An 11,336-nucleotide genomic window follows, 5' to 3' on the forward strand; every position below is an offset into this window, starting at 1 on the left:
GACTTCGCCGGCCCCAAACAGGACTTTCCCTACTGCGTGCCGATCGCCACCCAGTGCACACAGGCCGCCGGGGTCGCCAGCGCCATGCGCCTGCGCGGCGAACGACGCGTTGCCGTGTGCTTCCTGGGTGACGGCGCCAGCTCCAAGGGCGACTTCTACGAGGCACTCAACCTGGCCGGCGTGTGGCAGCTGCCGCTGGTGTTCGTGATCGCCAACAACCGCTGGGCCATTTCGGTGCCGCTGAGCAAGCAGACCGCCTGCGCCACGCTGGCGCAGAAGGCCATCGCCGCCGGCCTGCCCGGCGAGCAGGTGGACGGCAACGACCTGCTGGCCGTGCGCGAGGCGACCAGCCGCGCCGTGAACCGCGCCCGGCGCGGCGGCGGACCGACGCTGATCGAGGGCCTGACCTATCGCCTGGGCGACCACACCACGTCCGACGACGCCCGCCGCTATCGGCCGGACGCCGAAGTCAGCGCCGCCTGGCAGGGCGAACCGCTGGCGCGCCTGCGCCAGTTCATGGTGCACGGCGGCGGCTGGAGCGCGGGTGAGGAAGAACGCCTGATCGCCGACTGCGATGCGCAGGTGGAAGAAGCCGTGGCGGCCTATCTGGCCACGCCACCGCCCCGGCCGCCGGACATGTTCACCCACCTGTTCGCCGAACTGCCGGCCAGCCTGGCCCCACAGCGCGCGGCGGTGACCGGAGGCGAACATGGCTGAGTGCACACTGGTCGAGGCGGTGAACCTGGCCCTGGCGCGGGCCCTGGCAGACGATCCGGACGTGGTGGTGCTGGGCGAGGATGTCGGCGTCAACGGCGGCGTGTTCCGCGCCACGGTCGGCCTGCAGGAACGCTTTGGCGAACGCGTGATGGACACGCCACTGGCGGAGAACCTGATCGCCGGCGTGGCGGTCGGCATGGCCGCCGAGGGGCTGCGGCCGGTGGGCGAGATCCAGTTCTCGGGCTTCATCTACCCGGCCATCGACCCGCTGATCAGCCACGCCAGCCGCCTGCGCAACCGCACCCGCGGCCGCCTCACCTGCCCCATGGTGCTGCGCGCACCGTGCGGTGGTGGCATCCATGCGCCGGAGCATCACTCCGAGAGCAACGAGGCCATGCTGGCGCACATTCCGGGCCTGCGGGTGGTGATGCCGTCCTCGCCGGCGCGGGCCTACGGCCTGCTGCTGGCCGCCATCCGCGACCCGGACCCGGTGGTGTTTCTGGAGCCGGCACGCATCTACCGCGCCATCAAGGAGGACGTGACCGACACCGGCGAGGCCCTGCCGCTGGACGTGTGCTTCGTGCTGCGCGAAGGCAGCGACCTGACACTGGTCAGCTGGGGCGCCTGCGTGCACGACTGCCTGTCGGTCGCCGACACGCTGGCCGACAGCGGCATCAGCGCCGAGGTGATCGACGTCGCCACGCTGCGCCAGCTCGACACCGACACCCTGCTGGGCTCGGTGGCCAAGACCGGACGCTGCGTGATCGTGCACGAGGCGCCGTACAGCGGCGGCTTCGGCGCCGAAATCGCCGCCCTGCTGGCAGGCCCCGGCCTGTTCTCGCTGCTGGCGCCGGTCGAGCGCGTCACCGGCTACGACACCATCATGCCGCTGGCGCGCCTGGAACACGCCTACCTGCCCGGCCCGGAGCGCATCCTGGCCGCCGCCCACCGCGTCCTGGAGCACTGAAGCGATGAACGAACCGGCCAAGGTGTTTGCGCTGCCCGACCTGGGCGAGGGTCTGGCCGAGGCGGAACTGCTGTCCTGGCATGTCGGCCCCGGCGACCATGTGGTGGAAGGCCAGCCGCTGGCATCGGTGGAGACCGACAAGGCGGTGGTGGAAGTACCCTCGCCGCGCGCCGGCGAAATCGCTGCCCTGTGCGCCGAGGTGGGCGCCCGCGTGGCGGTCGGCGCGCCGCTGGTGGAGTTCGTCGGTGGCGCCAGCGCAGACACCGGCACGGTGGTCGGCAATGTGGAGACGCAAGGCACGGTGCTGGAGGAGACCGCGCACAGCGTCGGCGGCAGACCGACCGCCGGCATCCGCGCCACACCCGCCGTGCGCGCCCTGGCCAAGCGCCTGGGCGTGGACCTGGGCTCGGTGACACCGAGCGGGCCCAACGACACCATCACCAAGGCCGACGTGGAACGGGTGGCGCGCATCTATGCCGAAACCGGACCGCTGGAGGAACTGACCGGCACGCGCCGGGCGATGGCCGTCAACATGGCCCGCACGCGCGATGAAGTGGCCACCGCGGCGCTGTTCGACGAGGCCGACATCCACGCCTGGCCGACCGGCAGCGACCCCATGGCGCGCCTGCTGCGGGCGCTGGTGGCCGGCTGTCAGGCGGAACCGGCGCTCAACGCCTGGTACGACAGCGAAGACATGGGGCGGCGACTGCTGAAGAAGGTCGACATCGGCATGGCCGTGGACAGCCCGGAAGGCCTGTTCGTGCCGGTGCTGCGCGACGCCGGCGCGCTGGACCTGGCCGGTCTGCGCGACGCGGTGGACCAACTGCTGGCCGGCGTGCGGGCGCGCAGCCTCACGCCCGAGCAGCTGCGCGGCGCCACCGTCATGCTCAGCAACTTCGGCCCGCTCGGCGGACGCCACGCGGTGCCGCTGCTGGTGCCGCCGGTGGTGGCCATCCTCGGCGCCGGGCGCGCCTACGACGCCGTGGTGGCCGCCGACGGCCAGCCGGCCGTGCACCGCGTACTGCCGCTGTCGCTGAGCTTCGACCACCGCGTGGTGACAGGGGGTGAGGCCGCGCGCTTCTTAATGGCCGTCAAGGCCGACCTCGAACAGTCCGGCTAACGTTTCACGACACCCTGCGCAACCACCCCCAAAACACACAGCACCCCGCCCGCCCATGAACACACACTCCTGGGTCCACCGCCGCGTGCGGTGTCGTGTCACCTTGCGCCAGTTGACCCTGGGCCTGCTGACGACCGTCCTGTGCGGCTGCGGCGGCCTGCTGCCGCGCTCCGACCAGTCGGTGAACGTGACGTGGAAGAGTTTCGACGAGGCCAAGGCGGCGTTTGACCGCATCCAGCCGGGCTTCACTTCGGTGTCCGACCTGGAACCGCTCGGCTTCGACCCCTACACGTCGCCCAACACGACCATCCTCACGTACCTGGACGTGATCAAGTACTTCATGCCGAATCAGTCGATTCGCCTGGACGATCTGGACCCGGCGGTGCAGGCGTGCATCCGCGCGCGCAACGCCTGCCGCGGCTTTCGCATGTCGGCCGGCGAGACGCACAGCAAACGCCACGGCAGCGTGGTGCTGGATTTGTTCAACTTCCGCCGCCGCGCCACGCAAAGTGGCTGGCAGTTCACCGCCCTGCTGCTGGCCCACGACGACCGCATCACCTACAAGCTGTGGGGCGGGCAACCCAAGCTGGACGGGCGCACCGACCGCCGCAACCCGCTCGGCCCGCTGCAGAGCATGGACGACGTGTTGCCGGCGGTGGTGCAGTAGGGCGCTTACAGGTTTTTGCGCAGACGCTCGTAACCGCGCAGGATTTCGTCGCCGGCCAGCTTGGCCGTGGCCAGCAGTTCGCGCGCCGTGTCACCGCCGATCTCCGCCGCCGTGCCCGCCTTCTCGCGCAGCTCCGACAGCCGCTTTTCGAGCTGCTGCCACTCCTCCTGCGCCTCCAGGCGCGCCAGGTGGGCCTGTACCAGCAGTTCGTCGCGCTGCGCGGCCAGGTTGTCCAGCAGCGTCTTCAGGTCTTCGCGTGGGTTCATGAGACGTCCTCCGATTGACAGTCGCAGTCACCATCCGGCCACACACGCGCCGGGATTGCCCTGATTATCCTCAGGCCGGCACCACACACCAGCCGGCTCGCCCGGGCGCGTCAATCCGCCGGCAGCAGGCCCCGCGCGACCAGCCAGGCCCGCGCATCGGCGGCGTCCTGCTCGAACCATGCCTGTGCGCTGCCGAGCCGGAAGCTGTAACCCCAGGCGTCCATGTCCTGCATCAGGCGCCGGCGGCCGACACCGGGCAGCCGGTCGGCCAGCACGATCTGCAGATAGCAGACCGCGCATTCCTCCAGATCATCGCCCCCCGCGTCGGTGTGCAGCCCGGCGCGCCGCGAGGCGTCCATGCACAGCCAGTGACAGGCCTCGTGCAGCGCCGAATGCACCGGCGTGTCGGCGCGCACGTAGAGCCGGTCGTCAACCAGGCCGGCCTCGGCCTCGCCCCAGTAGCTGCCGGGAATGTCGGCCTGCGGCGCCAGCCACGCCAGCATCAGGCCACGCGCCCGCAGCAGGGCCTCCAGGCCTGCCGCGTCGATATCCGCCAGGCGCAGCACCCGTGCCGTCACGACGGCTGGCCGAACCGGTACAGGGCCACGTGCGGCGCCACCGGGATGGGGACCCCGCCCGTCAGACCGGCGTCGGCGCCCAGCTCCAGCACCTGCGCCGGCGCCAGCCGGATGGCCAGCGACGGCCCGGGTGGCGGCGGCACCGGCAGGAATTCCACCACCGCCAGCACGCCGCCGGGCGCCAGCACGCGAGCCACCTGCGCCAGCACCGCCGCCGCAGCACCGGTCGCCACCAGATGGTGCAGCACCAGCGCCAGCAGCACCCGGTCCACGGCCGCCGTGGGCAACGGCAACGGCGCGCCAAGATCCGCCCGCAGCGCCAGCAGGGGCAGACCCTGCGCCTGGCGGCGCAGCCACCGCAGGCCATCCCACCACCGATCGAGCGCCAGCACCGGCGTGCCGGCACGGGCCAGGGCCAGGCTCCAGTCGCCGCGCCCACAGCCCAGATCCAGCGCCAGCCGGCCGCCGGCCAACGCCGCCAGCACCGGCGCCGGCCGGACGAAATCGAAACTGCTGTGCTTGCCGGCGCCGCCGGGCGGCGCGGCTTCGGTGGGCGGCTGCATTAGAATCAACGGTCACATCCCCTGGCGGCACCCATGGTAGCCGCCGTCGCCCGCCCAGCCGCCGCATCATCATGTTCAACAGCCTGTCCGAACGCCTGGAAACCACGGTCCGCCGCCTGCGCGGCCAGGCCTACCTCACCGACGAGAACATCGCCGACGCCCTGCGCGAGGTCCGCATGGCGCTGCTGGAGGCCGACGTGGCACTGCCGGTGGTGCGCGGCTTCATCGAACAGGTGCGCCAGGACGCCGTCGGGCGTGAAATCGGCAAGAGCCTCAACCCCGGGCAGTTGCTGGTCAAGCTGGTACACGACCGGCTGATCTCGCTCATGGGCAGTGCCAATGAGGCACTGAACCTGGCCGGCGCGCCGCCGGTGGTGATTCTGATGGCCGGCCTGCAGGGCTCGGGCAAGACCACCACCAGCGCCAAGCTGGCACGCCTGCTGCGTGAACAGCACAAGAAGTCGGTGCTGCTGGTCAGCGCCGACGTCTACCGCCCGGCCGCCATCGAACAGCTGCGCGTGCTGGCCGAGCAGGTCGGCGTGCAGTTCCAGCCGAGCGACACCCGCCAGAAGCCGGTCGACATCGCCGCCGGGGCGGTGGCCGAAGCGCGCCGGCGCGCCATCGACGTGGTGATCGTCGACACCGCCGGCCGGCTGCACATCGACGCCGACATGATGGCCGAAATCAAGGCCATCCACGGCGCGGTGCAGCCGCTCGAGACGCTGTTCGTGGTCGACTCCATGACCGGACAGGACGCCGTCAACACCGCCAAGGCCTTCCACGAGGCGCTGCCGCTGACCGGCGTGGTGCTGACCAAGGCCGACGGCGACGCCCGCGGCGGTGCGGCGCTGTCCATCCGCGAGGTCACCGGCGCGCCCATCAAGTTCCTGGGCATGGGCGAGAAGATCGGCGCCCTGGAGGCCTTCCACCCCGAGCGCGTGGCCTCGCGCATCCTGGGCATGGGCGACGTGGTGACCCTGGTCGAGGATGTACAGCGCAACCTCGACCAGACCCAGGCGGCGCGCCTGGAAGACAAGCTGCGTCGCGGCAAGGGCTTCGACTTCAACGACTTCCGTGACCAGCTCAAGATGGTCAAGGGCATGGGCGGGCTCGGCAGCCTGCTCGACAAGCTGCCGGGCATGAACGGCCTGAACGCACAGGCCCGCGAACAGATCGCCGACGGCCGCCAGCTCGGCCGCATCGAGGCCATCATCAACTCCATGACCGCCAAGGAACGGCGCTTCCCGGACCTGATCAACGGTTCGCGCAAGCGGCGCATCGCCGCCGGCGCCGGGGTACAGATCCAGGACGTCAACCGGCTGATCAAGCAGTTCGAGCAAAGCCAGAAGATGATGAAGAAACTCAGCCGGCCCGGCGGCATGAAGAAGATGATGCGGGGAATGGGCGGCATGCGCGGCCTGCCACCGGGCCGCGGCTGAGGCGCACCACACCCCCGAGAAGCGCGCGTGCGACGCCGTCGCTTGAGTTCGCCGCCATCGGTCAATACAATTCGCGGTTCGCTGCGGCCGACCGATCAAGGCCGGCGCCTTCCAGAACCCTTTAAGGAATAACCCATGGTCACCATTCGCCTTGCCCGTGGCGGTGCCAAGAAGCGGCCGTTCTATCGCGTGGTCGTGACCGACAGCCGCAATCCGCGCGACGGTCGGTTCATCGAGCAGATCGGCTTTTTCAACCCGATCGCCCAGGCCAGCGAACAGCCCGTGCGGCTGGACCTGGACCGTGTCGATTACTGGCTGGGCGTCGGCGCCAAGGCCAGCGACCGCGTCTCGGCCCTGGTCAAGCAGTACCGCAAGACCGCTGCTGCCGAAGCAACCGAAGCTGCCGCCTGATTCGAACGCCGACACGGTCGTCCTGGGGCGGATCGGCGCCCCGCACGGCATACGCGGCTGGTCGCAGGTGTGGTCCTACGCGGACCCGCCACAGGGACTGCTCAGACACCGCCAGTTCACCGCGGTGCGGCACGGACAGACCCGCACGCTGACCATTGCCGACAGCCGGATGCAGGACGATCGCCTGCGGGTGCGCTTCGACGGCGTCGAGGATCGTGACGCGGCAGCACTGCTGACCGGCTTCGAGTTGAGTGTGCCGCGCGCGGCACTGCAGCCACCGCCGGCCGGCAGCTGGTATTGGCACGACCTGGTGGGGCTGAGCGTGGTGGCCGTGGACGGCATGGCACTGGGGCGGGTGGAACGATTGATCGAGACCGGCGCGCACGACGTGCTGGTGGTGACTGGGGAACGCGAGCGGCTGATCCCGTTCGTGCATCCGCAGATTGTGAAACGGGTCGATCTCGATGCCGGCCGCATCGACGTCGACTGGGACGCGGAGTACTGAGCGCCGGTGCGCATCGACGTCGTCACGCTGTTTCCGGAACTGGTGGAAACGGTGAGCCGGTGCGGCGTGGTGGGGCGGGCGATCGGCGCCGGCATCGCCAGCCTGCACCTGTGGCAGTTGCGCGACTTCGCCACCGATCGGCACCGCACGGTGGACGATGCACCGTTCGGCGGCGGCCCCGGCATGGTGCTCAAGGCCGAGCCGGTGCTGGCGGCGGTGGCCGCGGCGCGGGCGGCGGCGGCGCAGCCGGTGCGGGTGGCGTACCTGTCGCCGCAGGGCCGTCGCTTCGACCAGGCGGCGGCCTGCGAGCTGGCCGGGCGCGAGCGCCTGCTGCTGCTGTGCGGGCGCTACGAGGGTGTGGACGAGCGGGCGCTGGAGCAGGTGGTGGATGAGGAATGGTCGTGCGGCGACTACGTGCTCAGCGGCGGTGAGCTGCCGGCCATGATGATGATCGACGCGGTGGTGCGCCTGTTGCCGGGCGCGCTGGGCGACGCGCAGTCGGCGCAGCAGGATTCGTTCATGCACGGCCTGCTGGATCACCCGCACTACACGCGCCCGCAGCAGCTGGACGGACGCGCCGTGCCGCCGGTGCTGCTCAGCGGCGATCACGCGCGCGTGGCGCGCTGGCGGCTGCAGCAGGCGTTGGCGCGCACCTGGCGCCGGCGCCCGGATTTGCTGGAAGGTTTGGAACTGACGGACGAGCAGCGGCGGCTGCTGGATGAATACCGGGCAATGGCCGATACTGACGGGCACTGTCCGGCCTTGGACAATCAGGAGTAAGGGACTCATGAACATCATCGACCAGCTGAACGCTGAGCAGATGACGCGGGACGTGCCGGACTTTCGGCCCGGTGACACGGTCGTCGTGCAGGTCAAGGTAAAGGAAGGCAACCGCGAGCGCCTGCAGGCCTACGAGGGCGTGGTGATCGCCCGTCGCAACCGCGGTCTGCACTCGTCGTTCACCGTGCGCAAGCTGTCGCACGGCGAGGGCGTGGAACGCGTGTTCCAGACCTACAGCCCGCAGATCCAGAACATCGACGTCAAGCGCCGCGGTCGCGTGCGTCGGGCCAAGCTGTACTACCTGCGTGGCCGCGAGGGCAAGGCAGCGCGCATCCGCGAGAAGCTGACGCAGCGCAGCCAGGCCAGCTGAGCGGGCCGCCCGGCGTCGTGATGCACAGCAGCGAAGCCAGCATGTCGACCCCACTCGGCATGCTGCTGCTGCGCTGCAACGAACACGGCCTGACGGAGGTCGGCTTCGCTGCGGGCGGCGCTGTACCGCGCCGCCCGACCGATCCGCTGCTGCTGGAAACCATGCTGCAGCTCGAGGCCTATTTCGCCGGCGCCACGGCAGACTTCTCCAACCTGCCGCTGGCCCCCGCCGGCACGCCGTTCCAGCACCGCGTCTGGTCGGCGTTGCGCGCCATCCCGCCCGGCGCCACCCGCCGTTACGGCGACATCGCCACAGACATCGGCACCGCCGCCCGCGCCGTGGGTGGCGCCTGCCGCAGCAATCCCCTGCTGCTGGTGGTGCCCTGCCACCGGGTCATCGCCCGCACCGGCAGCGGCGGATTCATGGGCGCCGCCAACGGTCCCTGGCCACAGCGCAAACAACACTTGCTGGACCATGAACGGCGGTTCTTCGCCGCCTGAGCCCCACCGCTCGGTGGCCCCCAGGCGCCCGGCTGCCGATCCGCTGATCGAACAGTTCCTCGACAGCCTGTGGCTGGAACGTGGCGCCAGCCGCCTGACCCTGGCGGCCTACCGTCGCGACCTGACGTCACTGGCCGCACACCTGACGCCCCACGACAAGACCCCTGCCGACGCCACCCACGGCGACCTGCTCGACTACCTGGCGGCCCAGGGCAGCCTCGCGCCGCGCTCGCTGGCGCGGCGGCTGTCGGCACTGCGCGGGTTCTACCGTTACCTGTTGCGCGAGGGCCGCATTGCCGACGACCCAAGCACCCGCATCGACTCGCCCCGTCTCGGACGCCCCCTGCCCAAGACGCTGAGCGAAACCGATGTGGAACGCCTGCTGGAGGCGCCCGGCGACGCCTGTGCCCAGGCCCTGCGCGACGGCGCCATGCTGGAACTGCTGTATGCCACCGGGCTGCGCGTGAGCGAACTGGTGGGCCTGCGCCTGGCGCAGGTGGACCTGAACCGTGGCGTGCTGGTGGTGCTGGGCAAGGGCGCCCGCGAACGCCTGGTACCGATCGGCGACACCGCCCTGATGCGCCTGGAAAGCTACCTGGCACACGGGCGCAGCGCCTTGCTCGACGGCCGCGTGAGCGATGCGCTGTTCGTCACCCGGCGCGGCGGCGCCATGACGCGCCAGGCCTTCTGGCACCGCCTCCGGGCGCATGCGCAGCGCGCAGGCCTGTCACAGCTGCCCTCGCCACACACCCTGCGCCACGCCTTCGCCACCCACCTGCTCAACCACGGCGCCGACTTGCGCGCAGTGCAGATGCTGCTCGGTCATGCCGACCTGTCGACCACGCAGATCTACACCCACGTCGCGCGCGAACGGCTGAAAGCCCTGCACGCCCGCCATCACCCGCGCGGCTGAGCGCCTACAATGCCAGCTTCACGCCCGCCACCGGATACCCCCATGACCCGCCTTCTCGCCTGCACCCTGGCCTCGCTGCTGCTGATCGGCGGCGCGCACGCCGACACGCCTCCGGCCCTGGCCAAGGTGCTGGAACGCATCTCGCCCGAGGCGGCGCCCACGGCGGTTCAACCGTCGGCCATCGACGGGCTGTACGAGGTGATCTTCGGCAACACGGTTTACTACTTCAGCGCCGACGGCAAGTACATGCTCGGCGGACCGATGGTCGAGCTGGCCAGCCGGCGCAACCTGTCCACCGCCGCAGTGGAGAAGGTGGAGCGCGAGCAGCTGATGCCGCTGCGCAAGGCGTTTCTGAAGGACCTCAAGGACGCCGACACCATCGCGTTCACGGCCGCCGACCCGCAGCACCGGGTGACCGTGTTCACCGACATCGACTGCGGCTACTGCCGCGAACTGCACCGCCACATGGACCAGTACAACGCCGCCGGCATCAGCGTGCGCTATGTGGCGTTCCCGCGCGCCGGCGAGGGTTCGGAGTCGTTCACCAAGGCCGAGTCGGTCTGGTGCGCCGACGACCGCAAGGCGGCCATGACGGCCGCCAAGACCGGCACTGCCCCGCCGCAGAAAGCCTGCGACAACCCGGTGGCCGCGCAATTCCGCGCCGGGCAGAAGCTGGGCGTGTCCGGCACCCCGGCCATCCTGCTCGACGACGGCCGCCTGCTGCCGGGCTACGTGCCGCCGCCGGATCTTGCGCGCATTCTTTCCAAGCCCTCGGACTGAGCCCCGTTTCCGACACGCACCCGCTGGCTGGCGCCGGTCAGGACGGCGCCACGCTGGCTTCGAACGTAAACCCCTGATAGCCGGCCGCCGCCACCTGCTGCAGCGTGGCGAAATACTGTGGTGCATCCAGGTGCACCGGAAACTGGCGGTGCTTGCCCGGAATGTTGGCGCCGGTGTACCAGGAATCGGTGCGCGGAAACAGCGTCTGATTGGCGATTTCGGCCACCGTCCGGCCCCAGTCGGCCTCGACACCCGGCGCGGCCTCGATGGCGCCCAGCCGGTCGCGGCGCAGGTCGGCAATGCAGTCGCGTATCCACTGCGCCTGCCGCTCGGCGCCGAGCGGCATGTTGTACAGAACCGACGGCGACTCCGGGCCGTGGATCATGAACAGGTTCGGAAAACCGCGCATGGCGAGGCCCAGATACGTGCTGAAGCGTCCGGCCCAGGCGTCACTCAGCGGCCGGCCGCCGCGCCCGCGCGGGTTCAAGCGCAGCAGCGCGCCGGTGATGGCGTCGAAACCGGTCGCCAGCACCAGCATGTCGAGCGGGTGCTCGCCGCGCTCGGTGCGCACGCCGTGCGGCGTGATCTCGACAATGGGATCCTCGCGCAGGTCGACCAGGGCGACGTTGGCGCGGTTGAACGTTTCGTAGTAACCCTCGTCAAGGATCAGACGCTTGGTGCCGATGGGGTAGCTCGGCAGCAGGCGCCGGGCGAGCGCCGGATCGCGCACGGTCTGCCGAATCTTGCCCCGCACGAACTC

The 11,336-nt window shown here is 70.5% G+C and carries 15 protein-coding genes and 1 pseudogene; 12 read left to right on the forward strand and 4 right to left on the reverse strand.

The window, feature by feature from the left end; genetic code table 11:
* The 4 genes from ABYX71_RS07200 to ABYX71_RS07215 form a co-directional block, all read left to right on the forward strand.
* Positions 1 to 717, forward strand: a 717-nt coding sequence (locus ABYX71_RS07200; protein WP_372695833.1) for a thiamine pyrophosphate-dependent enzyme, incomplete at its 5' end; no start/stop codon positions are given.
* A complete protein-coding gene (locus ABYX71_RS07205; RefSeq protein WP_372695834.1) occupies positions 710 to 1,684 on the forward strand; it encodes an alpha-ketoacid dehydrogenase subunit beta in 975 nt (324 codons plus the stop codon). The genes ABYX71_RS07200 and ABYX71_RS07205, both read left to right, overlap by 8 nt.
* Before the next feature lie 4 nt (positions 1,685 to 1,688).
* Entirely contained in the window at positions 1,689 to 2,804 is a 1,116-nt protein-coding gene (locus ABYX71_RS07210) for a dihydrolipoamide acetyltransferase family protein (RefSeq protein WP_372695835.1), read from the forward strand.
* A 103-nt stretch (positions 2,805 to 2,907) separates the two neighbouring features.
* On the forward strand, positions 2,908 to 3,471 hold the full coding sequence (locus ABYX71_RS07215; protein WP_372695836.1) for a hypothetical protein: 564 nt from the start codon (positions 2,908 to 2,910) through the stop codon (positions 3,469 to 3,471).
* 5 nt (positions 3,472 to 3,476) lie between these two features.
* On the opposite strand, the gene ABYX71_RS07220 is transcribed toward ABYX71_RS07215, so the two are convergent.
* From ABYX71_RS07220 to ABYX71_RS07230, 3 genes are all read right to left on the reverse strand, one after another.
* The gene (locus tag ABYX71_RS07220) at positions 3,477 to 3,737 is read right to left on the reverse strand and encodes a hypothetical protein (RefSeq protein WP_372695837.1); all 261 of its coding nucleotides are present in this window, start codon (positions 3,735 to 3,737) and stop codon (positions 3,477 to 3,479) included.
* Between the two features lie 110 nt (positions 3,738 to 3,847).
* On the reverse strand, positions 3,848 to 4,315 hold the full coding sequence (locus ABYX71_RS07225; protein WP_372695838.1) for a hypothetical protein: 468 nt from the start codon (positions 4,313 to 4,315) through the stop codon (positions 3,848 to 3,850).
* A complete protein-coding gene (locus tag ABYX71_RS07230; protein WP_372695839.1) occupies positions 4,312 to 4,878 on the reverse strand; it encodes a methyltransferase domain-containing protein in 567 nt (188 codons plus the stop codon). The genes ABYX71_RS07225 and ABYX71_RS07230 overlap by 4 nt, the downstream gene beginning before the upstream one ends.
* A gap of 71 nt (positions 4,879 to 4,949) precedes the next feature.
* Here ABYX71_RS07230 and ffh point away from each other — a divergent pair, with 71 nt between their 5' ends.
* The 8 genes from ffh (at position 4,950) to ABYX71_RS07270 (ending at position 10,576) form a co-directional block, all read left to right on the forward strand.
* Positions 4,950 to 6,317, forward strand: coding sequence for a signal recognition particle protein (ffh, locus tag ABYX71_RS07235; protein ID WP_372695840.1), 1,368 nt, complete (start codon positions 4,950 to 4,952; stop codon positions 6,315 to 6,317).
* 135 nt (positions 6,318 to 6,452) lie between these two features.
* Positions 6,453 to 6,728 (forward strand): 30S ribosomal protein S16, encoded by a 276-nt coding sequence (rpsP, locus tag ABYX71_RS07240; protein ID WP_372695841.1) that lies wholly within the window; start codon positions 6,453 to 6,455, stop codon positions 6,726 to 6,728.
* Between the two features lie 22 nt (positions 6,729 to 6,750).
* On the forward strand, positions 6,751 to 7,233 hold the full coding sequence (gene rimM, locus ABYX71_RS07245) for a ribosome maturation factor RimM (protein WP_372695847.1): 483 nt from the start codon (positions 6,751 to 6,753) through the stop codon (positions 7,231 to 7,233).
* A 6-nt stretch (positions 7,234 to 7,239) separates the two neighbouring features.
* Entirely contained in the window at positions 7,240 to 8,013 is a 774-nt protein-coding gene (gene trmD / locus ABYX71_RS07250; protein ID WP_372695842.1) for a tRNA (guanosine(37)-N1)-methyltransferase TrmD, read from the forward strand.
* A gap of 7 nt (positions 8,014 to 8,020) precedes the next feature.
* Positions 8,021 to 8,383, forward strand: coding sequence for a 50S ribosomal protein L19 (gene rplS / locus ABYX71_RS07255; RefSeq protein WP_372695843.1), 363 nt, complete (start codon positions 8,021 to 8,023; stop codon positions 8,381 to 8,383).
* A 41-nt stretch (positions 8,384 to 8,424) separates the two neighbouring features.
* A complete protein-coding gene (locus ABYX71_RS07260; protein WP_372695844.1) occupies positions 8,425 to 8,883 on the forward strand; it encodes a methylated-DNA--[protein]-cysteine S-methyltransferase in 459 nt (152 codons plus the stop codon).
* A gap of 13 nt (positions 8,884 to 8,896) precedes the next feature.
* A complete protein-coding gene (gene xerD / locus ABYX71_RS07265; RefSeq protein ID WP_372695845.1) occupies positions 8,897 to 9,796 on the forward strand; it encodes a site-specific tyrosine recombinase XerD in 900 nt (299 codons plus the stop codon).
* A 42-nt stretch (positions 9,797 to 9,838) separates the two neighbouring features.
* Positions 9,839 to 10,576, forward strand: a complete 738-nt coding sequence (locus ABYX71_RS07270) for a DsbC family protein (RefSeq protein WP_372695846.1) — start codon at positions 9,839 to 9,841, stop codon at positions 10,574 to 10,576.
* Between the two features lie 37 nt (positions 10,577 to 10,613).
* Here ABYX71_RS07270 and ABYX71_RS07275 read toward each other — a convergent pair.
* Positions 10,614 to 11,336: pseudogene (locus ABYX71_RS07275) on the reverse strand (cyclohexanone monooxygenase); the annotation flags it as partial.

The organism is Immundisolibacter sp. (genome assembly GCF_041625615.1).
Lineage (GTDB): Bacteria > Pseudomonadota > Gammaproteobacteria > Immundisolibacterales > Immundisolibacteraceae > Immundisolibacter.

What these genes read in the sequence shown, in the direction of transcription:
- ABYX71_RS07270 (WP_372695846.1), top strand. Translation starts at nt 9,839, where the DNA reads ATGACCCGCCTTCTCGCCTGCACCCTGGCCTCGCTGCTGCTGATCGGC.
- ABYX71_RS07205 (WP_372695834.1), top strand. Translation starts at nt 710, where the DNA reads ATGGCTGAGTGCACACTGGTCGAGGCGGTGAACCTGGCCCTGGCGCGG.
- rpsP (WP_372695841.1), top strand. Translation starts at nt 6,453, where the DNA reads ATGGTCACCATTCGCCTTGCCCGTGGCGGTGCCAAGAAGCGGCCGTTC.
- ffh (WP_372695840.1), top strand. Translation starts at nt 4,950, where the DNA reads ATGTTCAACAGCCTGTCCGAACGCCTGGAAACCACGGTCCGCCGCCTG.
- ABYX71_RS07230 (WP_372695839.1), bottom strand. Translation starts at nt 4,878, where the DNA reads ATGCAGCCGCCCACCGAAGCCGCGCCGCCCGGCGGCGCCGGCAAGCAC.
- ABYX71_RS07260 (WP_372695844.1), top strand. Translation starts at nt 8,425, where the DNA reads ATGTCGACCCCACTCGGCATGCTGCTGCTGCGCTGCAACGAACACGGC.
- rplS (WP_372695843.1), top strand. Translation starts at nt 8,021, where the DNA reads ATGAACATCATCGACCAGCTGAACGCTGAGCAGATGACGCGGGACGTG.
- ABYX71_RS07210 (WP_372695835.1), top strand. Translation starts at nt 1,689, where the DNA reads ATGAACGAACCGGCCAAGGTGTTTGCGCTGCCCGACCTGGGCGAGGGT.
- ABYX71_RS07220 (WP_372695837.1), bottom strand. Translation starts at nt 3,737, where the DNA reads ATGAACCCACGCGAAGACCTGAAGACGCTGCTGGACAACCTGGCCGCG.